The sequence below is a fragment of the Microbispora oryzae genome (assembly GCF_017896165.1).
GTDB classification, from domain to species: domain Bacteria; phylum Actinomycetota; class Actinomycetes; order Streptosporangiales; family Streptosporangiaceae; genus Microbispora; species Microbispora oryzae.
This window is the reverse complement of record NZ_JAFCNB010000006.1, coordinates 250161-269687: the sequence shown is the minus strand read 5'-3', so window position 1 is coordinate 269687 and position 19527 is coordinate 250161. Positions and strand designations below refer to the sequence as shown.

20 protein-coding genes are annotated in these 19527 nt (G+C 71.2%); 13 read left to right on the top strand and 7 right to left on the bottom strand.

What is annotated here, in order from left to right; genetic code table 11:
* Positions 1-46: 46 nt before the first annotated feature.
* Entirely contained in the window at positions 47-433 is a 387-nt protein-coding gene (locus JOL79_RS14070) for a winged helix-turn-helix transcriptional regulator (RefSeq protein ID WP_210156220.1), read from the bottom strand.
* A 102-nt stretch (positions 434-535) separates the two neighbouring features.
* Here JOL79_RS14070 and JOL79_RS14065 point away from each other — a divergent pair, with 102 nt between their 5' ends.
* Together JOL79_RS14065 and bla are read left to right on the top strand one after the other, a co-directional pair.
* Positions 536-1159 (top strand): NAD(P)-dependent oxidoreductase, encoded by a 624-nt coding sequence (locus JOL79_RS14065; RefSeq protein WP_210156219.1) that lies wholly within the window; start codon positions 536-538, stop codon positions 1157-1159.
* A gap of 31 nt (positions 1160-1190) precedes the next feature.
* The gene (gene bla / locus JOL79_RS14060) at positions 1191-2171 is read left to right on the top strand and encodes a class A beta-lactamase (RefSeq protein ID WP_210156353.1); all 981 of its coding nucleotides are present in this window, start codon (positions 1191-1193) and stop codon (positions 2169-2171) included.
* Between the two features lie 135 nt (positions 2172-2306).
* Here bla and JOL79_RS14055 read toward each other — a convergent pair whose 3' ends face one another.
* Entirely contained in the window at positions 2307-3581 is a 1275-nt protein-coding gene (locus JOL79_RS14055; RefSeq protein ID WP_210156218.1) for a hypothetical protein, read from the bottom strand.
* Positions 3582-3700: 119 nt separating this feature from the next.
* Positions 3701-4351: a GNAT family N-acetyltransferase gene (locus JOL79_RS14050; protein WP_210156217.1), complete on the bottom strand. Its 651-nt coding sequence runs from the start codon at positions 4349-4351 to the stop codon at positions 3701-3703.
* Between the two features lie 37 nt (positions 4352-4388).
* Here JOL79_RS14050 and JOL79_RS14045 point away from each other — a divergent pair, with 37 nt between their 5' ends.
* The gene (locus tag JOL79_RS14045) at positions 4389-4733 is read left to right on the top strand and encodes an RNA polymerase sigma factor (RefSeq protein ID WP_210156216.1); all 345 of its coding nucleotides are present in this window, start codon (positions 4389-4391) and stop codon (positions 4731-4733) included.
* On the top strand, positions 4730-5620 hold the full coding sequence (locus JOL79_RS14040) for a hypothetical protein (protein WP_210156215.1): 891 nt from the start codon (positions 4730-4732) through the stop codon (positions 5618-5620). The genes JOL79_RS14045 and JOL79_RS14040 overlap by 4 nt, the downstream gene beginning before the upstream one ends.
* Before the next feature lie 78 nt (positions 5621-5698).
* Here the strand turns inward: JOL79_RS14040 and JOL79_RS14035 are convergent, their stop codons facing one another.
* Positions 5699-6916: a sensor histidine kinase gene (locus JOL79_RS14035; protein ID WP_210156214.1), complete on the bottom strand. Its 1218-nt coding sequence runs from the start codon at positions 6914-6916 to the stop codon at positions 5699-5701.
* Positions 6917-7173: 257 nt separating this feature from the next.
* On the opposite strand from JOL79_RS14035, the gene JOL79_RS14030 reads away from it, so the two are divergent.
* On the top strand, positions 7174-8619 hold the full coding sequence (locus JOL79_RS14030) for a dihydrolipoyl dehydrogenase family protein (RefSeq protein WP_210156213.1): 1446 nt from the start codon (positions 7174-7176) through the stop codon (positions 8617-8619).
* A 28-nt stretch (positions 8620-8647) separates the two neighbouring features.
* On the opposite strand, the gene JOL79_RS14025 is transcribed toward JOL79_RS14030, so the two are convergent.
* Positions 8648-9142 carry a YetF domain-containing protein gene (locus JOL79_RS14025; protein ID WP_210156212.1) on the bottom strand — a complete coding sequence of 165 codons (495 nt, stop codon included), beginning with the start codon at positions 9140-9142 and terminating at the stop codon, positions 8648-8650.
* A 183-nt stretch (positions 9143-9325) separates the two neighbouring features.
* On the opposite strand from JOL79_RS14025, the gene JOL79_RS14020 reads away from it, so the two are divergent.
* The 3 genes from JOL79_RS14020 to JOL79_RS14010 are packed head-to-tail and all read left to right on the top strand — an operon-like array spanning position 9326 to position 12385.
* Positions 9326-10081 (top strand): class I SAM-dependent methyltransferase, encoded by a 756-nt coding sequence (locus JOL79_RS14020; protein ID WP_210156211.1) that lies wholly within the window; start codon positions 9326-9328, stop codon positions 10079-10081.
* A 40-nt stretch (positions 10082-10121) separates the two neighbouring features.
* Positions 10122-11018 carry a LysR family transcriptional regulator gene (locus JOL79_RS14015; protein WP_210156210.1) on the top strand — a complete coding sequence of 299 codons (897 nt, stop codon included), beginning with the start codon at positions 10122-10124 and terminating at the stop codon, positions 11016-11018.
* On the top strand, positions 11015-12385 hold the full coding sequence (locus tag JOL79_RS14010; RefSeq protein WP_210156209.1) for an acyltransferase family protein: 1371 nt from the start codon (positions 11015-11017) through the stop codon (positions 12383-12385). Before JOL79_RS14015 ends, JOL79_RS14010 begins: the two co-directional genes overlap by 4 nt.
* Positions 12386-12433: 48 nt before the next feature.
* On the opposite strand, the gene JOL79_RS14005 is transcribed toward JOL79_RS14010, so the two are convergent.
* Positions 12434-13492 (bottom strand): LLM class flavin-dependent oxidoreductase, encoded by a 1059-nt coding sequence (locus tag JOL79_RS14005; RefSeq protein WP_210156208.1) that lies wholly within the window; start codon positions 13490-13492, stop codon positions 12434-12436.
* 103 nt (positions 13493-13595) lie between these two features.
* On the bottom strand, positions 13596-14336 hold the full coding sequence (locus tag JOL79_RS14000) for a hypothetical protein (protein ID WP_210156207.1): 741 nt from the start codon (positions 14334-14336) through the stop codon (positions 13596-13598).
* Between the two features lie 146 nt (positions 14337-14482).
* Between JOL79_RS14000 and JOL79_RS13995 the strand changes: the two genes are divergently transcribed.
* From JOL79_RS13995 to JOL79_RS13975, 5 genes are all read left to right on the top strand, one after another.
* Positions 14483-16288 (top strand): glycosyltransferase family 2 protein, encoded by a 1806-nt coding sequence (locus tag JOL79_RS13995; RefSeq protein ID WP_210156206.1) that lies wholly within the window; start codon positions 14483-14485, stop codon positions 16286-16288.
* 157 nt (positions 16289-16445) lie between these two features.
* Entirely contained in the window at positions 16446-17483 is a 1038-nt protein-coding gene (locus tag JOL79_RS13990) for an energy-coupling factor ABC transporter permease (protein WP_210156205.1), read from the top strand.
* Positions 17484-17614: 131 nt separating this feature from the next.
* Positions 17615-18379 carry a cobalt ECF transporter T component CbiQ gene (gene cbiQ / locus JOL79_RS13985; protein ID WP_210156204.1) on the top strand — a complete coding sequence of 255 codons (765 nt, stop codon included), beginning with the start codon at positions 17615-17617 and terminating at the stop codon, positions 18377-18379.
* Positions 18376-19128, top strand: coding sequence for an energy-coupling factor ABC transporter ATP-binding protein (locus JOL79_RS13980; protein WP_210156203.1), 753 nt, complete (start codon positions 18376-18378; stop codon positions 19126-19128). The genes cbiQ and JOL79_RS13980 overlap by 4 nt, the downstream gene beginning before the upstream one ends.
* A gap of 38 nt (positions 19129-19166) precedes the next feature.
* Positions 19167-19511 (top strand): STAS domain-containing protein, encoded by a 345-nt coding sequence (locus JOL79_RS13975; protein ID WP_210156202.1) that lies wholly within the window; start codon positions 19167-19169, stop codon positions 19509-19511.
* Positions 19512-19527 lie beyond the last annotated feature (16 nt).

Genomic DNA, 19527 nt, shown 5'->3' with positions numbered 1-19527 from the left:
ACATGCTGTGCCCGGTGATGTCAGGTTCGGGCGTGGCTACGTCTCGTCAGCCGGCGCGGTCGAGGTGGCCGCCGTTGTCGTACGACTCGCGGGCGTCGAGCAGTTCGTCCCAGTGCTCCGCCGCCCAGGCGCAGGCGATCGCCATCGGTTTGAGGATGCTGCGGCCGAGCGGGGTCAGTTCGTACTCGACGTGCGGGGTGGCCTCGGCATAGACGGTGCGCTTGACCAGACCGTCACGTTCGAGGGACCGCAGCGACTGGGTGAGGACCTTGGGCGAGACGCGCTTCAGGGGCACGCGTAGCTCGGAGAACCGGCGCGGCCCGTGCTCGAGGCAGCGGATGATGAGCGGCGCCCACTTGTCGCCGAATCGGATCGGATTGAGCGAGGACGGACACAGCTCGTCGAACATGTCGTCGGGCAGGGGGACGCTCATGGCCTCACGATAGCCGGTATCCCAGTGGTAACCGCGGCCCCGGATAGCGTCCTGGAACCGGCTGGGCGCATGGGTTCCGGCCCTGGTGAAAGGCGGTTCGTCATGAACATCGTGGTCTTCGGCGCGGGTGGCCGGGCCGGCCGGCGGGCGGTCGCGGAGGCGCGTCGGCGCGGCCACCAGGTCACCGCCGTGGTGCGCGACCCGGCAGGTCACAGCGGCTTGAACGACGTGCGGGTGGTGGCGGGCGACGTCACCGACCCGGTGAGCGTCGAGCATGCGGCCGCCGGGCATGACGCCGCGATCAGCGCCGCCGTGGACCTGTCCGTGTCACCGCACGACTTCTTCACCGCGTCGGCCCGCGCCCTGACCGGCGGCCTGGCGAAGGCGGGCGTGCCCCGCCTGGTGGTGGTCGGTCTCGCATCGATCATGCCCGGGGCGTCCGGTGTTCCCTTGATGGACGAGCCCGGCTACCCCGACGAGTACCGCGCCTTCTACCTCGGCCACGCCGCAGGCCTCGACGAGCTTCAGGCGTGCGACCTCGACTGGGTGTACGTGGCACCCGCGGGCGACTTCGACCATGACGGCACGCGCATCGGCCGCTACCGGGTCGCGGATCACGGCGACCCGGTCAGCCGGATCACCTACGCGGACTTCGCGATCGCGCTGCTGGACGAGCTCGAGACACCTCGCCACCACCGCGCCGCGATCAGCGTCCGGGAGGCGTGACGCCCGCCCAGCCGGATAGCGTTCGGTCGTGATGGAGGACTCAACACGGATTCGGGCCGCGCTCGGCGCGGCCGGGCTCGCCGTGTCCGCCGTGTTCGCGGTCACCGGTCTCGCCGGGTGCGGGGAGACCACGACCGCCGGGAGGGCGGCCCCAAAGAGCATCACTACGCCGATCCGTACGCCGGAGCCGTCGGCTGACCCGTCCCAGGCGGAGGTCGACCGGCGGCTCCGCCGCCTCGAACAGCAGGATCACGGACGCATCGGCGCGTACGCGATCGACACGGGGACGGGCCGGGTGGTGAGCCACCGGGCCCGCGAGCTGTTTCCGACGCTGTCGACGTTCAAGGCCATGTTGTCGGCGGCGGTGCTGCGGAAGGCGCGGCAGTCCGATCCCGGGCTGCTGGACCGGGTCGTCCGCTACGGCCGGGGCGATCTCCTGGACTATTCGCCCATCACGGAGAAACACGTGGCCACCGGCATGACGGTCGCCGAACTGTGCCAGGCGGCGATCACCATGAGCGACAACACCGCGGGCAACCTGCTGCTCAAGCAGATCGGCGGGCCCGCGGGGCTCACGGCCTTCTACCGCTCGCTCGGCGACTCGGTGAGCCGGCTCGACCGCTGGGAGCCCGAGCTCAACGTCTGGAAGCCCGGTGAGAGGCGCGACACCACCAGCCCGTACGCCTTCGCCCGCGACCTGCGGGCACTTGCCCTGGGCGACGCGCTTGAGCCCGCCGATCGGAACCGCCTGATCGGCTGGATGGCCGATACCAGGACGGGGGACGCGCGCATCCGGGCCGGGCTGCCCAAGGACTGGACCGTCGCCGACAAGACCGGGACCGGCCCGGCGTACGGCACCACGAACGACGTGGCGGTCGTCCGGCCGCCATCCGGTGCACCGGTGGTCATGGTGATCCTCACCAACCGCCGGGCCGCTGACGGCGCCAGTGACGAGAAGGTCGTGGCCAAGACCGCCGCCATCCTCGCCCGCGGGCTCGGCAGGGCCGGTTAGCTCGTCTTAGCTCGTCGCCGTAGTGGAAGCCGGCGTCCGACTCGCCGCAGAAGAGAGGCCCCTCGGACACATCGCGAGGGGCCTCTCCGTGGGGCGGCCGGGCGCACTCCGGGACCCGCCCCGGCCCGGGTCTGTCTAGTCGGTCAGCAGGTCCTGCAGCGTCTGCCGCGCCGCGGAGGCGTGCCCGCCCTGAAGATGCAGCGCGTAGGCCTGCAGGCTGAAGTCCTTTCCGAGCCGTCGCGCCGCCTTGTCGAACAACGCCTGCATCTGCCCGCCGAAGTAGGCTTTGGCGAGGTCGTCCGCGGTGAAGACGTCCAGGTTGATCAGCGCCTCTATCCCCTCGCGCTCGGACTGGTACTGCCCGTCGGGCCGGACCTGCTTGTGGCTGTCGCCGGCCCCGGCGACCAGCATGCGCGTGAAGTATTCGGTGGCGCCCTCGTTGAAGCCCCAGCCGAGGATCTTCAGGGTCGCCGGGTGTGCCAGACGATGCACGGCCTCGTGATATTCGACTCCGATGCCGAGATAGTCGCGCTGGATGAAGATGTGGTCGCCGAACCGGACACCCGGCGTGTTGGCGCCCAATTCGAAGAAGTCGCCGTCCTTCCTGCGGGCCCCCTCCACCGCATCGGGCGAGGCGGGCATCTTCTCCAGGACGAAGACCGCCCCCATCTCGTCGGAGGTCACGTAGTGCACGTGCTCGTCCCCGAGCCACTGACCGTGGGGGACGTATGCGCTGATGAGAGACTTGGTCTCCGCGAAGAGCGCCCTGATGGTCTCTGCTTTGAGCGTGTTCGCGAGCCCCAGGCTTTTGGCCTCGACGACGTGCTCGTCCACGTAACCCGACAGCGTGTCGGGGTTGATAAGGACGCGTTTGTCGCCGAATGTGATCGAGACGCTGTACGGGGACAGCTGTGTCTCGCCGGGGATCCGTCTCGTCTCGGTGCCCAGGCAGGGATAGGTCCCGGGCGTCACGGTGACCTGCTTCCCGGTGCCGTCGATGCCCTTGAGGGAGCGTTCCAGGGTGACGGTCTGCTGCCCTCCCTTGCTCGGCTCGTATTGGGCCTGCTTCTTCTCCCAGAACGAGGCCAGTGCCTCGACCTCGGCCGCGTATTTCTCGGCGATCAGGGCCGCGGTGTCCTTGTAGGCGGGGTCGCCCAGGGCGGCGCGCTCGATCCAGTACTCCATGAGCCCCTGGTAGCTACCGCACACGTAGAGGGTGTGGTCCGGCCCCTCCAGCCACAACTCCGGGTCGACCTCGATGAAGCCGTGGTCGAAGGTGGCCGTGAGATCGTTGTCCGAGGCGTCGCCCAGGCCGCCCGCATCGGCCTTCTCGTACGCGGGCAGCGCCCTCTTGGCCTTGGGCTTTCCGGGGTACGGAGGATTGGCGATCCAGCCTGTTTCGAAGCCCATGACGCACCCTTCGGGTCGGGGGGAGATAGACAACCGTGAGTATGCATGCCATCGCGCTACGCATCCACCCCCTTTATGAAATCCCGCATCAATCGACCCGATGACCGGCGCACCGGCCTCTACGCGCGAGAGAACGTGAGGTGGTATTCGACCTGCTCGACCGGCCGGCCGTCCCCGAAGTCGTGCCCCCGCGTCTCGCCCGACTCCGTGAAGCCGCACTTGGCGTAGAAACGGCGTGACCGCGGCGTGTCGCGCAGCGTCCAGAGATGCACGTGACCGATGCCGCTCTCGCGGAGGCTGTCGAGGGTGGCGGTCATCAGGGCGCTCGCGATTCCGGTGCCCCACGCGTCCGGATGGCCGTAGAAGCCGAATATCTCCGCTGACCCCGGCCGCGCCGGCGACACGCCTCGGTAGGAGAAGGCCAGAGGGCGACCGTCCAGCGCGGCGAGTATGACGCTGTCTTGCTCCCTGGACAGCATGTCGTGCCACTTGGTGCGCCGCTGTCTAATGGCTTCGGCGAAGAATTCCGGCGCGAAGAAACCGGCGTAGGCCGCCGTCCAGGACGCCGCATGGATCTCGCCCAGCGCGTCTCCATCGGACGCGCGAGCCGGAAATACCGTGAAGTTCGTGACCACGAGGTCGAGGTTAGCCAGCCGGTTGAGCGGGCTCGACGGGCGCGGGCGATCGGCCACCCAGGCGGACAGGACGACGACCGGGTCGGCCGCCGGCTCGGAGAACTGCTGCTGAAATCCTCCGGCCGTGCCGGACATGTGATGGTTCACAGACCCCGGTCGAAAGGAACGCAGCATGGGTCCCCCCGATCTCAGGAAGCGCTTCGAGGAGATCTACGACGCGAACTACCCGGATCTCATGACGTACGTCTGGCGGCGGACGCAGTCGCCGGACGACGCCGCCGACGCGATCGCCGAGACGTTCATGACGGCCTGGCGGCGGGTGACGGAGATCCCCGAAGGCCGGGAAGCCCGGCTGACCACCGCGGAGATCACGAGGGTCCTGGGCTGTTCCCGGAACGCGGCGCGCATCCGGGCGCATCGCGCGCGCAGGCGTCTGGCCCGGAATCTGAGAATCGTCGGCGCCGACTTCGCGGGTTACGACACGCGCGCGGTCGGTGCGGTGGAGGGAATGTCATGAGACCTGACATCGACCAGATGATCACCGGAATCGCGCCGTCCCGAGGCCCGGGGATCAGCCCGGGGGCGCGCGAACTGTTCGAGGAGATCACGTCGGCCGCGGCCGGCGAACCGTCGGCGGCCCCGAGCCCTCGCCGGGCCCGGCGGCTCGGGGCGGTGCGCGCACCGCGGCGCCGTTGGGGTGTCACCGCCGCGCTCGCCGCGCTGGCCACGGTCGTGGGCCTGATCGGGCCGGGGTTCCTCGGCCTTGGGGCCGGCCCCGCCGCCGCGGCGCTCGACGTCAAGCGGGAGGGCGGCTACTACGTCGTCACGGTCAAGGACCTCTTCGCCAACCCCGACGTCTACCGGAAACAGCTGCGGGAGCTCGGCCTGAACGTGTCACTCACGCTGATCCCGGCCTCGCCGAGCCTCGTCGGGCAGATCTGGGAGGGATCCGTACGGGGCGAGCACGAGACGGCGGGGGGAACGCGGCGCGAGGACGGCGTCGAGACCGTCGACTCGAAGGGCTGCGCCCAGCCCGATGTCCACTGCACCATCGGGCTGCGGATCCCGGTCGGTTACCGGGGCAAGCTGTCGATCACGCTGGGCCGCCAGGCCCGCACGGGCGAGAGGTTCAAGTTCATCGCCGCCATCGATGCCCGGGGCGAGCCGCTGCACTGCGTCGCCTGCAAGCAGAAAACTGTCGACGAGGTCCGCACGCTCCTGCGGGAGAGAGGCATACCGGACGCCACCTACGCGACGAGTGACGGCCCACGCACCGCCGTACCCGGTTCGTGGTACGTCCACAACGGTGTCCTCAGGGCGCCGGGCAGTGCCCTCTTCGAAGTCGGCCCCGGTCACGAGCCCCTGAACCTGCCCGGACCGGACCTGCGGGGCGAGTGCCCGTAGCGGTCGCCCGGGGGCCGGCCGTCGGCCGCCGGGGCTCACGGCGGCGGACGGCCGAGGGCGGGGCGGCCATGGGTCTCACTACGCTCCCGCGGCGGCCGACTCACCTCCCGGAGTCTCCAGAGCGGACGCGGCGCCTTCGTCGGGCAGAGGGATGCGGGCCGTCAGTTCGAAGCCGCCTTCAGCGGTGGGCCCGATGTCGAGCCGTCCGTTGAGGAGGGCGACCCGTTCCGCCAGCCCGGCCAGCCCGTGACCCGAGTTGGGCAGCCGGAACCCGAGGGCCGGGGGGCCGCCGTCCCCGCCGTTGACCACCGAGATCTTGACGACGTCGTCGCACGTCTCACAGACGACCCGGACGTCGGAACAGGGAGCGTGTTTCCTGACGTTGTTGAGCCCCTCCTGGACGACGCGGTAGCAGGCGTGGCCGACCTGCGTGGGCAGGCCCGCCTCCGGCAGGTCGTACTGGAGGTCGACCCGCATGCCCGTGGCGTCCGCCTCCTCGACGAGGTGGGGGATCGACCTCGCCCTGGTGGCCGCGGGCGGCCGATCGTCCTCGCGGCGGAGCACCGTGAGGAGCTCGCGGAGCTCGGCGAGCGCCTGCACTCCCTTGTCCTCGATCGAGGCGGCCACCCTGGCCACCTCGTCGAACTCCCGGGAGGTCTGAATGATCCCCGCGTTGAGCACCATCGTCGTGACCGCGTGAGTCACCGTGTCGTGCAGCTCCCGCGCGATCTTACGGCGTTCGAGGGAGGCCGCCTGCCGTTCCCGCTCCCGCACTCCCGCCCGGAGCTCACCGATCATGCCGCGGTATCCGCGGACCCAGGTCCCGACCAGCGCGGGCAGGTAGACGAGGGTCAGCGCGCGGATCACGCAGAGGTAGAGGAAGTTGTCCGTGCCCGGAGACACGAAGTCGACCAGCGCGCCGGCCACGACCAGGGGAATGCCCACCAGCTGCCAGTGGCGCACCTTGTTCTCCGCCGTCATCGAGTACGCGGCGAAGGCCATGGGCACGATTTGACCGGTCAGCACGGCGCAGACGACCGTGGAGATGATCATCGGTAGGGCCGTACGCCGCCGGATCAGCAGCGTTCCGACCGTGATCACCTCGACGAGGATCTCGATCCAGTCGGGTATGGGGCCGAACAGCGAGAAGGACAGGTCGAGGACCGTCGTCGGAACGGTGAAAGAGAGGATGGCGATCACCAGCAGCGCGTCGCCGATCAGCTGCCGATGTGTGGCCGCGAAGCCGCGCACGCGCGACGCCGCGCGAGGGAGGGCTATGACGTTCTGCTCGCGCATGACGGATCCTCCTACGAGGCGGCAGGCGGCCCCTGCGCTCGGGGTGGATGGGGGGTGTCATGCCCTGATGCGTTCGCGCCTCGCTTTTCTCGCCGTTTGACCCACGCTAACACCATTTGTGAGCAGATTGCGGAGGGGACCGGCGGCGGCCGGCTCCCCGACATGGCTCCGTCGTACCGTGGAAGATGACGCGGACGCCCCGAGGGCTCCCGTCCAGGTCGGACCACACTCGATCCCAGACATCGGAGATCGACACCATGGACACCACCACACAGACCGGCCTCCACGCGGACCTGCTCGTCATCGGCTTCGGCAAGGGCGGCTCACTCGTGGCCGCGCACATGGGCCGTCTCGGCAGGCGCGTGGTTCTGGTCGAAGAGTCGGCGCACATGTACGGCGGCACCTGTCCCAACATCGGCTGCGTGCCGACGAAGGCGCTCGTCCACCACGCGCAGGGAAGACGGCCCGGCGATCCGCCGCAGGAGTGGTACGAAGGCGCGGTCGGGGAGGTGCAGGCGCTCAGCGCGAAATTCCGGGCCGGCAACTTCGCCTCCATGAACGGCGCCGACACGGTGACGGTCGTCACCGGTCACGCGGTGTTCGCCGGCCCGCACACCGTCGACATCGATCTCTCCGGTGAGCTCGCCGACGCGGGCGACGTCGCCGACATGGTGGTCGGCGACAGCCTCAGGGTCACCGCGGACACGATCCTGATCAACACGGGGGCCCGCCCGATCGTCCCCGACATCCCCGGCCTGCGGGACAGCAAGCGCACGGTGATCAGCACCGAGCTGATCCAGACCACGACCCTGCCCGAACGCCTCGCGATCGTCGGCGCTGGATATCTGGGCATCGAGTTCGCCTCGATCTACCGCAGGTTCGGCTCCCGGGTCACCCTGTTCGAGCGGACGCGGCGGATCCTCGGCCACGAGGACGACGACGCCGTCGCGGCCGCGATCGCGATCCTGGAGGACGAGGGCGTCGAGATCATCACCGGTGCCCAGATCAAGGAGGTCCGCGACGGCGAGAACGAGGCGACCATCGTCTACGAGAAGGACGGCGACGAGCACACCGTCGACGCCGACACCATCCTCGCGGCGAGCGGACGCGCGCCCGTGATCCAGGATCTGGGGCTGGAGGCGGCGGGCGTCCGCACCACACCTCGGGGTGCGGTCGAGGTCGACGAGCACCTGCGGACGAGCCAGCCGCACATCTACGCGTTGGGTGACGTACGCGGCGGGCCGCAGCACACCTATCTCTCGCTCGACGACGGCCGTATCGTCCTCGACCAGCTGGCCGGCGACGGCAGCCGCTCCACGGCCGACCGCGTCGCGATCCCGCGCACCCTCTTCATCACCCCGCCGCTCGCGGCCGTCGGGCTCACCGAGAAGGAGGCGCGGGAGGCGGGACACCGGGTGAAGATCGCGATGCAGGCCGTCGCCGACATCACGGCCATGCCGCGTTCGTACATCGTGGAGGACACCCGGGGACTGATGAAGTTCGTGATCGACGCCGAGTCGGACCAGATCCTCGGTGCCACCCTGCTGAGCATCGACGCACAGGAGCTCGTCAACACCGTCGCTCTCGCCATACGGCACGGCGTCACGGCGGCCGAGCTCCGCGACGCCGTCTACACCCACCCGACGTCGACGGAGGCGTTCAACGGCGTGCTCGGGGTGATCGTGCGGTCCGACGGCGAATAACGCCGGGCCCGGACGTGCAGGCGATGGCTCATGAACTCGCCGGCGGCCGGGGCAGGACCGTGACGACGCCCTTGGACTCGAAGATCGCCAGGTGAACGTCCGCGGGGCCGAGATGCCCGTGCCCGCGGAGCACGGAGTGGAGATCGCCCTCCGTCAGGCCGGCACGGCGCAGGTTGCGCCGGTTGACCCGGCCGTCCCGGATCAGGATCCGCAGGGGCGGGTCGATCAGCCGCTGGACCCCCGGCAGGAGGCGCAGCCGGGTGACCACCGCGTGCGTGGCGAGCAGGGCCACCAGCGCGGCCGCCCCGGTCAGGTAGGAGGCGTCGGTCGCGGTCGCCGTACGTCCGACGAGGGCGCCCACCGCGACGGCGGCGACCCAGTCGAACGGGGCGAACTCCGCCATCGTGCGGCGCTCACTGATCCGGAAGGCCACCGCGGCGGTCAGGAACAGGGCCACGGCCTTGACCGCCGCGTACACGGCGCGGTGCCAGTCGCCTATCAGCGCGTCGACGACGCCGCTCACCGTGGCACCCCCATGCCGTTACCTGCCGTGCGGCGCCTACTGCGGGCCGCCGTCGCCCGTGTGCGGTCTCGAACGATCAGTCGCGGGCCGTTGCCCGCCCGCCTGACCCTTTCCGCCTGGCACTTTCCCTTTCCGGTCAGCACGAAAACGCGGCCGGATTCCGGCTCGGTAGGGTGGCCGTTCATGGGGGACAGGGCACGCCAGGCCGCGTCGTTCGGCGCCGCCGCGGCGGCGTACGAACGGGGGCGACCGCCGTATCCGCCTGAGGCGGTGGACTGGTTGCTCGCCGATACCGGGCGCCGGGTGATCGATCTGGGGGCGGGCACCGGCAAGCTGACGCGGCAACTGTCGGTCCGAGGGCTCGACGTCACGGCGGTGGAGCCTTCGGGCGGCATGCGGGAACAGCTGGTCGCGGCCGTGCCGGGAGTGCGGGTGCTCGCGGGGAGCGCCGAGTCGATCCCGCTGCCCACCGGCGCGGCGGACGCCGTCCTGGTCGCCCAGGCGTGGCACTGGGTGGACACCGCGCGGGCGGTTCCCGAGGTGGCGCGGGTGCTGGCCCCCGGCGGCGTACTCGGGCTCGTGTGGAACATGCGTGACGAGCGGGAGGACTGGACGGCCCGGCTCGGCCGGCTGCTGCATCCGCTGGGCGACGCGCCGACGAACGGCGTCGGGGTCGCGGCCCTCGCGGACCGGCCCGATCTCTTCCTTCCGGTCGAGACGCACGTCGTGGAATGGCGGCACGAGCTCGGCGCGGAGGAACTGGTCGACCTCGTGGCCTCCCGGAGCTACGTGATCACGCTGCCGGACCCGGAACGCACGGCCCTCCTGGCGGAGGTGCGCGACCTGGTCGCCCGGCACCCCGCGCTCGCCGGAAAGACCCGGTTCGAGCTGCCCTACGTCACGTACTGCTATCGGGCCCGGCGTACGGCCGGACGATGAGCCGGGGAGATCGGCAGGTCAGAAGCTAGAATCACCGGTTATGGAGCTGCGGCAGCTGGAGTATTTCGTCGCGGTCGCGGAGGAGCGGAACTTCACCCGCGCGGCGGAGCGCGTGCACATCAGCCAGTCGGGCGTGAGCGCCCAGATCCGCCAGCTGGAGCGCGAACTCGGCGCCGAACTGTTCGACCGGTCCGGGCGGACGGTCCGGCTCACCGTGGCGGGCAAGGCCGCGCTCGAACACGCCCGGGCCGTTCTCGCCGCCGCGACGGCGGTCGGCCAGGCGGTGGGCGAGGTGACCGACCTGATCCGGGGCCGGCTCACCGTCGGCATGGTCACCGGCTGCACCATCACGCCGCTGTTCGACGCCCTCGCCGCGTTCCACCGGGCCCATCCCGGCGTCGAGATCTCGCTGCTGGAAAGCGACTCCGACCGGCTCGTCGAGCGGGTGCGCGAGGGGACGACCGACCTGGCCCTGATCGGGACGGCGGCCGGCATCCCCGAGGGGCTGGAGGGCCTGACCATCGTCAGCGAGCGGCTGGTCGCGGCGGTCCCGCCCGCGCATCCCCTGGCGGGACGCGACCGGGTCGTCCTGCGGGACCTGGAAGACCACCCCGTCGTCTGCATGCCCGCCGGCACCGGCATCCGTACGGTGTTCGACCAGGCGTGCGCGGCCCGGGACGTGCGGCCGGCGGTCGCGCTCGAGGCCAGCGCGGCCGACGCCATCGCCGACCTCGCCGCCCGGGGACTGGCCGTCGCCGTGCTCAGCGAGTCGCTGGCCGAGCGTCATCGCGACCGGCTCGTCGCCCGCACGATCGACGACGTGGAAACGCCCGCTCTGCTCGCCCTCGTCTGGCGGGCCGCGTACGGCCCGGCGGCGCGGGAACTGGTCGCGCACTGCCGCCGCGCGTTCTCCGGCGTGGCACCGGCCCACGGATGACCCCGCCAGGCGGCGCAGGCGGCCTGTGGCGGGGCGTGCGGCGGCTCGCGGAGCGGACCCCGCCGTCGCGGGAGCGGTTCGTCGACCTGCTCAGAGCGGTCTCCATCGTGGCGGTGGTGCTCGGCCACTGGCTCGCGTCCGTCGTCGGCTACGACAGGCGAGGAGAGCTGTTCGCCCGCTCGGCGCTGCCCGACCTCCCGTGGGCCCAGCCGCTCACCTGGGTGGTGCAGGTCATGCCGGTGTTCTTCTTCGTGGGCGGATACGCCAACGCGGTGTCGCTGGACTCCGAGCGCCGCCGAGGCGGGAACGCCACCGCGTGGCTGATCAACAGGGGCGGGCGCCTGATCAGGCCGACCACCGCCCTGGTCGTGGTCATGGCCGGCGGAGCGCTCGCCGCACGCCTGCTGGGCGCCGACCCGTCGAGGATCCGTCTCGTGGTGTGGTTCTCCACGATCCCGCTGTGGTTCCTCGTGGTCTATGTCCTGGTGGTCGTGCTCACCCCGCCGATGTACGCGCTGCACCGGCGGTACGGCCTGGTCGTCCCGGCCGTGCTGGCCGCACTCGTCGGCGCCGGTGATCTGGGCAGGCTGCTGGGCGAGGACTGGTGGGGATACGGCAACTTCCTGTTCGGCTGGCTGGCCGTCCACCAGATGGGGTTCGCCTGGCGCGACGGACGGCTGCCGGCCCGTCCCCGGGTGGCGATCCCGCTGATCGTCACCGGATTCGGCGCGTTGGCGCTCCTCACCCTGGTCGGTCCCTATCCGATCAGCATGATCAACGTCCCGGGGGAGCGGCTGCACAACATGTCACCGCCGAGCCTCGCGCTGCTGGCGGTCGCCACCACACAACTCGGCGCGGCACTGCTGGTGCGCGACCGCGCGGACCGATGGCTGCGGCGACGACGGCCGTGGACGGTCGTGGTCGCGCTCAACTCGGTGATCCTGACGATATTCCTCTGGCACATCACCGCCGCAGCCCTGCTCGTGGGAGCCCTGCACGTCGCGGGGGCCCTGCCCACTCCGGAAGTCGGCACGCCTGCCTGGCTGGCCTGGCGGATCCCGTTTCTGATCATGTTCGGTGCCGTCCTGATCCCGCTGGTGGCGGTCTTCGGGCCGATCGAGATCCGCGGCGCGGGCAGGCCCGCAATTCGGTCGGGGCCGACGCGCCTGGCGTTCGCGCTGGCCGCCTTCGCCGGCATCGCCTTCGGCCTGTTCGACAACAGCCTGCTGCCGAGCACCGCCCCGGTCCCGTTCGGGCTGCCGACGGCCGGGCTGATCGCCTACCTGTCGGGAGCCGCGATCCTGCGCTTCCTGCGCCGGGTGCGGCCGCCGCCACGCGTGACTGAGCCGCGTGACGGTGCCGCGTGACGGGAGTCCGTGACGGCGTGGCCGGCCGCGATCCCCGGAGAAGGCGGGTCAGCCCGCGGTGGCCGGCGCCGGGGTCTCGGCCAGCGACCGCCGCACGCGGGGCACGACCTCCTCGCCGTACAGGCGGATCGTGTTCACGAGGTTGTCGTGGGGCAATGTGCCCGAGCTGTACTTGAGCGTGAACCGGGCGACGCCGAGTGCGCGTACCGTTTTCGCGATCTTCTGGGCGACCGTCTCGGGGGAGCCGACGTAGAGCGCGCCCTCGTCGGCCTCGGCCTCGAACCTGGCGCGGGTGGTGGGGCCCCAGCCGCGTTCGCGGCCGATGCGGTCGTGCGTCGCCCGGTAGTGCGGCCACAGCTCGTCGCGCGCCTGCTGGTCGGTCTCCGCGAGGTAGCCCGGCGAGTGGACCCCGACGGGCAGCCGCTCGACGCCGAGCTGGTCGAGCGCCCGGTGGTACAGCTCGACGTACGGCGCGAAACGCTCGGGCGCCCCGCCGATGATCGCGAGCATCAACGGCATGCGGTAGCTCGCCGCGCGCACGACCGACTGCGGGCTGCCGCCCACGCCGATCCAGGTGCGCAGCCGGCCCGACTCGGTCTTCGGATAGACCTGCTGGTCCTTCAGCCCCGGGCGGAGCCGGCCCTGCCAGGTGACCGGTCCCTCGTCCAGCAGGTGAGAGAGCAGGTCGAGCTTCTCCTCGAACAACTCCTCGTACTGCGCGAGGTCGTACCCGAAGAGCGGGAACGACTCGGTGAACGAGCCACGGCCGAGAATGATCTCCGCGCGTCCCCGTGACACGGCGTCGAGGGTGGCGAACCTCTCGAACACGCGTACCGGGTCGTCGGAGCTGAGCACGGTGACGGCCGTGCCGAGACGGATCCGCTCGGTCCGTCCGGCGATCGCGGCGAGCACGATCTCCGGCGCGGAGACGGCGAAGTCGTCGCGGTGGTGCTCCCCGATGCCGATGGCGTCGATGCCCACGCTCTCGGCGACCACGGCTTCCTCGACGACGTTCCTGATCACCTGTGGGTACGGCAGCCGGGTGCCGTCCGCGCCGACGGTGACGTCCCCGAACGTGTCGATCGCGAACTCAAGGGGTTCCGACATCCCTGCCTCTTTCTCTCCGGCGTGAGCAGTAGCCCGAACGACGGGGCCACTGGAACAATTCCGGCGGTCCCCGTCACCCGGCCCTTTGGCAGGTAGTCGATCGTCAGGTGAGTCCGACCACGGCCGGGGCGGTCCGCCAGTCCTTCGCGATGGCCTTCTGCGCGGCGGCGAGCCGTACCTTGCCGGAGCAGACCGCCCGGTAGAGCTTGAGCTCCACCGCGTTCTTGTTCGCGGCCGTCATGCCGCCCGCCTTGTAGCGGGGCTCGGGCCACAGGTTCTTCGTGCTCTTGGGAGCGCCGCCGAGCAGCAGCGGGATGAGGAAGTCCTCCTCGTAGCGGGACGTCCGGCGGTCCGGGTAGCCGTACTCGGCGAGCTGCTTGACCAACATCGCCTTGGTGTACGACGCGGCGGGCCGCACCCTGGCGGTGTACCCGGACGTGCAGATGGTCTTCTTGATCGTCGCCTGGGTGACGGCGGGGTTGCGGGCGCCCGGCTGGCACTTCGGGTCGGGAAGGGGCAGGAAGCGGCGGGAACACTTCGCGGCGGTGTGGGTGGCCGGCGGCGCGGCCGCGGCGGCGGGCTTCCACCGCCAGTAGGAGCCGTCCTGCACGCACCGGTACGTGTCGCCGTCCTGGGAGTGCCCATAGCGGCCGTGCGCGGCGGCGGGGCAGAAGGCGCCCGGGGTCACGCACTCCCAATGGTCTCCCACCTGGCGATAGCAACTCGCCGCCGAATCGGTCATGGCCGAGCCGGCGGACGCTGTGCCCGCGGTTGCTGTGCCGGTCGAGAGCGGAACGGTGAGCAGGCCGACGGTCAGGGCAAGGGCGAACGACGAGGATCGCACGGCGACTCCCGGGGGGCGGGGACTGACGGGACAGATGTGAAGACGGCCGACCCGTGGGATGGGTTGACCCACCCGTCGTGTGCGCTCCGGCGGGTCGCGCGGCGGAAACGCCTCGCCACCGGCCCGGGGTCACATAATGATTCGCGATGAACACGGGGAGTCATCGGGGGATTGACGTCAGCGTCGTCGTGCCGGCGTACAACTGCCGCGCGCACCTCGACCGCTGCCTCACGTCACTTCTCGTCCAGGGGGTGAGCAAGCAGATCATCGTCGTGGACGGGGGCTCATGGGACGGCGGCGCCGCCCTCCTCGACCTCTACGCGGCGCATCACCCCCGGTCGATCACAGTGATCCGTCAACCGCAGCCCGGCACCGCCGGAGGGGCGAGAAACCGGGGGCTGGCCGCGGCGACCGGCAGGTATGTCTTCTTCTGCGACGCCGACGGCCATCTGGGGCCCGACGCGCTGCGCCGGATGGTCGCGACCGCTGACCGGACCGGCGCCGACGTCGTCCTCGGCAAGATCGTCGGCGATCCCCGCGGTGGCCCTGACACGGTGTACGGGGAGAACGCCGACCACCTCGCCTTAGGCGACGGGCCCGCGTACGAGGATCTGACCTGCTTCAAGCTGTTCCGCCGCGAGACGCTGACGCGGCACGGGATCCGGTTCGACGAGACCCTGCGGACCGGGGCCGACCTGCTCTTCGCCGTCCACGCGTACTGCCACGCCGGGGCGGTGTCGATCGTCGCCGACCATGATTGCTACCACGTCGGCGGTCGCGGAGATCGCGACGTGCTTCCCGGCGATCCGGGCGGGCGCGATCCGCTCGCCTGGCTGCGCGCCGTCCGCCTGCCCATCGAGCTGATGAGCCGGCACGTGCCCCCGGGGCCCCTGCGTGACCGCCTGCTCCTGCGCCATTTCCGCCGGGACGTGCTGACCCAGCTCGGCGCTCCGTTCCTCGCCGCCGGAGAGGGAGACCGGGAGAAGATCGCCGTCGAGGTCGCCGACATCTGCGCGCAGTGGCTCACCGCCGGTGTGCGGGTGAGCCTCGACGACTCCGAGACCGCCCGGGTGGCCGCCCTCGACGACCCGGACCGGCTTGTCCGGCTCGCCAGGGTGGAGGCGGCCGCGCTATGTCACCGCCTGACGGGGCTCGAATGGGACGGCGACCGGCTGGCCGTCGCCGCCCAGGTGCGCCTCGCCGGCCTGCGCGGCGAGCCCGGTCTGCTGCTGCGGGAGCGCACCACAGGGGAGGAACGGCGACCGCCGGTGACGCGGGTGGCCGACCTGGTCAGCGCCGCCGTCGACGTCGTGTCGCTTCCGCCGGGCGTCTGGGACGTGCACGGCGTGGTCGAGTGCGAGGGCGCGCGCCGGGCGGTACGGCTGGGCCCGGTGCGCGACGCCGCCGTACGGGCCCCCGCTCCGCGGCTCGCCGGAGGGGTCGTCATCGTGCCCTTTCTCACCGGCTCGGACGGCCGGCTCAGCGTCGACGTCGGCGGGCACGTGGTCCGGGTGGCCGGGGCGGCCCGGCTCACCCGCACCGAGTGGCGGCGGCGTCGGCTCCGGATCGAGGGCGAGGTGCGGGTCGCCAAGGCCCCGGCCGCCGCCGCCGTACGGCACCTGGTCTGGCGGGAACGGTCGTCGGGACAGGAGCGGCGTGAGACGGTCGAGGTGACCGGGCCGCAGTCGTTCGCGGCTGAGTCCGGCGGGCTCCGGCCCGGCACCTGGGACGCCTACGTGGAGCTCGGTCTCGGCGGCCCGCCGGTGCGCCTCGCCGTCAAGGTCGGCGGCCCCGACCTCCTCGAACGGCCGCTGCGCTGGTGGCGCGGTCCCGTGCGCTGGACCGCCCGGCCGTACGCGACCGCCGTAAATCGGAAGCTGAGCGTCTCGGTGCGCCCGGCGACGCCCCTCACCCTCATGCGGCGCACGCTGCGCGCCCTGCGCCGTCGCTGATACCGCCCAGATCTCGAACCGCCCGATCCGGCCCGGCAAGCCCGCAAGCCCTCGATGGCCGATGCCGGTGTGCTCCGCGCCATAGTTGCGAATGATTTGCAATAGCAACTCCGTGTCCTACAGTGGAAGCAGATCTACCGAGCTCGAGGGGCAAGCCGTGCACGTACCCGATGGGTTCTTCGACGTACCCGTGTCGGTGGGGGCCGGTGTCCTCGCCACAGGAGCGCTGTCGGTCTGCCTGCGCGGTGCCCGGCGCGAACTGGACGACCGGACGGCGCCGATGGCCGGCCTGGTGGCGGCCTTCATCTTCGCCGTCCAGATGCTCAACTTCCCGGTCGCGGCCGGGACCAGCGGCCACCTGCTCGGAGGGGCGCTGGCAGCGATACTCGTCGGACCATACACGGCCGTCCTGTGCGTGGCGGTCGTACTGCTCGTGCAGGCGTTCTTCTTCGCCGACGGCGGCCTGACCGCGCTCGGCGTCAACATCACGCTCATGGCCGTCGTGACCACGATCGTCGGGTGGGCGGTGTTCCGGCTGGTGACGCGGTGGGGCCCGCGCCGCAGGGGCGTGATCGTCGGCGCGTCGTTCGCGGCGGCACTGATCTCGGTGCCCGCGGCGGCGCTGTGCTTCACGGCGCTGTTCTGGCTCGGCGGCACCGCGCCCATCGAGGTCTCCAGTGTCGCCCTCGCGATGGGCGGCGTCCACCTGCTGATCGGGCTGGGCGAGGGCCTCATCACCGCGCTGACCGTGAGCAGCGTTCTGGCCGTACGTCCCGACCTGGTGTACGGCGCGCGCGGCCTGGCGGCGCCGCTGGTGCTGCGGACCGCGGTCGGCGAGGTCACGGTCGCGGCCCAGGAGCCCGCGCCCGCCCGGAACCGTGGACGGGGGCCGCGCCCGATCCTCGTGGGCGGCGGGCTGGTCGCGCTGCTGCTGGCCGGGGTGGTCTCGTTCTACGCGTCCAGCGCCCCCGACGGGCTGAACAAGGTGGCGCAGGACAAGGGCTTCAACGCCAACGAGAAGGCGCAGCCGCTGGAGAACGGGCCGCTCGCCGGCTACAGCGTCAAGGGCGTGAGTGACGAGCGCCTGTCCGGCGGGCTCGCCGGCGTCGCGGGCGTCGGGCTGACCGTCCTGGCCGGTGGTGGTGTCTTCTACGTCGTACGGCGCCGCCGCAGGGACGACAGGGCCGTCGCGTGACCCGCCGTCTGACCCGTGTGACCCCTGTGGCCCGCCGCGGGATCCGGGTGTGACCGGCGCGACGTGGGACTGACGCCGCCGATGAGTCTTTCGATCGCCGACAAGAGGGCCGACAAGAGGACGGTGCACCAGTGAGCGCGGGTCACCACCACCAGCTCTACCGGGCGGGGGATTCGCCCGTCCACCGGCTCCCGCCGCAGTGCAAGCTGCTCGCCGTGGCGGCGTTCGCCGTCGCCGTCGTGGCCACGCCACGCGATCGGCTCTGGGCGTTCGCCGTTTACGCCGTGCTCCTGGCGGCCGTGGCCGCCGCCGCCCGGGTGCCCGCGGGTTTCGTACTGCGGCGCATGGTGATCGAGGTGCCGTTCGTGCTCTTCGCCGTCGTCATTCCGCTGGTCGGCACGGGGGAGCGGGTGGCGGTGCTCGGGGTGCCGCTCAGCGTGCCCGGCCTGTGGGCCGCCTGGAACATCCTGGCCAAGGCCACCCTGGGAGTCGCGGCCTCGATCCTGCTGGCGGCGACCACGGAGCCCCGGACGCTGCTGCTCGGAGCCGAGCGGCTGCGACTGCCCCGGCTGCTCGTGCAGATCGCGACGTTCATGCTGCGCTACATGGACGTGATCCTGGATCAGATGCGCCGGATGCGGATCGCGCGCGAGTCTCGCGGGTTCGTGGCCAGAGACCTGCGTCAGGCCCCGGTGCTGGCCAAGTCGGCCGGCGCCCTGTTCATCCGTGCGTACGAACGGGGAGAGCGGGTCCATCTCGCGATGCTGAGCCGCGGCTACGCGGGCGAGATGCCGATAATTCGGGATTTGTCGGCGTCTAGGCGAGACTGGGGGTTGGCCGTTCTCCTGCCCGTCCTGGCCGCGGCCACGGCCGTCCTGTCGTGGAGCCTCGCATGACCGTCACCAGTCCCTCGCTCGCCGTGCGCGGGCTCGCGTACGCCTACCCGGACGGCACCCAGGCCCTGTTCGGGGTGGACCTGACGATCGCGAGAGGAGAGCGGGTCGCCCTGCTCGGCCCGAACGGCGCGGGCAAGACCACCCTGGTCATGCACCTGAACGGCATCCTCACGGCCGGACACGGGACGGTCGAGGTGGCGGGCCTGCCCGTGCGGGCGGACACGTTGCGGGAGATCCGCCGCAGGGTCGGGCTGGTGTTCCAGGATCCGGACGACCAGCTCTTCATGCCCACGGTCCGCGAGGACGTCGCGTTCGGGCCGGCCAACCTGGGAATACGGGGCGACGAGCTGGACCGGCGGGTGCGGGACGCGCTCGGCCGGGTCGGGATGCTCGGCGCGCTCGACCGGCCGCCCCACCACCTGTCGTTCGGGCAGCGGCGGCGGGTCGCGGTGGCGACCGTGCTGGCCATGGAGCCCGAGATCCTGGTGCTGGACGAGCCGTCCTCCAACCTCGATCCCGCCTCGCGCCGGGAGCTGGCGGACATCCTGTCCGGTCTGGACGTCACCGTCCTGATGGTCACGCACGACCTTCCGTACGCGCTGGAGCTGTGCGAGCGGTCACTGATCCTCTCGGGGGGTGTGATCGCGGCCGACGGGCCCACCCGTGAGCTCCTCGCCGACGCCGATCTGCTGGCCGCGCATCGCCTGGAGCTGCCATACGGCTTCGCCGTGCCCGCTCACCCTTCGTGATCCCCAAGTAAAGTGGGCCTGCGGAGGAGGTTCATCCGATGAAGCTGCGGCTCGCGCGCCAATCGCACTCCAACGCCGTCGTCGTGGCCGTCGAGGGCGAGCTCGACCTCTTCACCGCGCCGTTCCTGCGCGAAGAGGTGCGAGACGCGATCAGGGACGACGGGCCGTCGCTGGTCCTCGACCTGGCCGCCCTGTCGTTCATGGACTCCAGCGGGCTGAGCGTGCTGATCGAAGCCTGGCGGATCTCGGCCAGCCAGGGCGGCGCCGTCTGCCTGGCCGCGCCGCAGCCCCCGGTGGCCCGGATCCTGAAGACGACGGGGCTCGACCGGCGCATCAAGATCTATCCGGACGTCGATACCGCGATTTTGCGTCATCCCGAGTAGAACTTCATTCGGTTGT

What these genes read in the sequence shown, in the direction of transcription:
- JOL79_RS14005 (WP_210156208.1), bottom strand. Translation starts at nt 13,492, where the DNA reads ATGTCGGAACCCCTTGAGTTCGCGATCGACACGTTCGGGGACGTCACC.
- JOL79_RS14035 (WP_210156214.1), bottom strand. Translation starts at nt 6,916, where the DNA reads ATGCGCGAGCAGAACGTCATAGCCCTCCCTCGCGCGGCGTCGCGCGTG.
- JOL79_RS14030 (WP_210156213.1), top strand. Translation starts at nt 7,174, where the DNA reads ATGGACACCACCACACAGACCGGCCTCCACGCGGACCTGCTCGTCATC.
- JOL79_RS13995 (WP_210156206.1), top strand. Translation starts at nt 14,483, where the DNA reads ATGAACACGGGGAGTCATCGGGGGATTGACGTCAGCGTCGTCGTGCCG.
- JOL79_RS14045 (WP_210156216.1), top strand. Translation starts at nt 4,389, where the DNA reads ATGGGTCCCCCCGATCTCAGGAAGCGCTTCGAGGAGATCTACGACGCG.
- JOL79_RS14055 (WP_210156218.1), bottom strand. Translation starts at nt 3,581, where the DNA reads ATGGGCTTCGAAACAGGCTGGATCGCCAATCCTCCGTACCCCGGAAAG.
- JOL79_RS14040 (WP_210156215.1), top strand. Translation starts at nt 4,730, where the DNA reads ATGAGACCTGACATCGACCAGATGATCACCGGAATCGCGCCGTCCCGA.
- JOL79_RS14070 (WP_210156220.1), bottom strand. Translation starts at nt 433, where the DNA reads ATGAGCGTCCCCCTGCCCGACGACATGTTCGACGAGCTGTGTCCGTCC.
- JOL79_RS14010 (WP_210156209.1), top strand. Translation starts at nt 11,015, where the DNA reads ATGACCCCGCCAGGCGGCGCAGGCGGCCTGTGGCGGGGCGTGCGGCGG.
- JOL79_RS14015 (WP_210156210.1), top strand. Translation starts at nt 10,122, where the DNA reads ATGGAGCTGCGGCAGCTGGAGTATTTCGTCGCGGTCGCGGAGGAGCGG.
- JOL79_RS14020 (WP_210156211.1), top strand. Translation starts at nt 9,326, where the DNA reads ATGGGGGACAGGGCACGCCAGGCCGCGTCGTTCGGCGCCGCCGCGGCG.
- JOL79_RS13980 (WP_210156203.1), top strand. Translation starts at nt 18,376, where the DNA reads ATGACCGTCACCAGTCCCTCGCTCGCCGTGCGCGGGCTCGCGTACGCC.
- JOL79_RS14065 (WP_210156219.1), top strand. Translation starts at nt 536, where the DNA reads ATGAACATCGTGGTCTTCGGCGCGGGTGGCCGGGCCGGCCGGCGGGCG.
- JOL79_RS13975 (WP_210156202.1), top strand. Translation starts at nt 19,167, where the DNA reads ATGAAGCTGCGGCTCGCGCGCCAATCGCACTCCAACGCCGTCGTCGTG.
- JOL79_RS14050 (WP_210156217.1), bottom strand. Translation starts at nt 4,351, where the DNA reads ATGTCCGGCACGGCCGGAGGATTTCAGCAGCAGTTCTCCGAGCCGGCG.
- bla (WP_210156353.1), top strand. Translation starts at nt 1,191, where the DNA reads ATGGAGGACTCAACACGGATTCGGGCCGCGCTCGGCGCGGCCGGGCTC.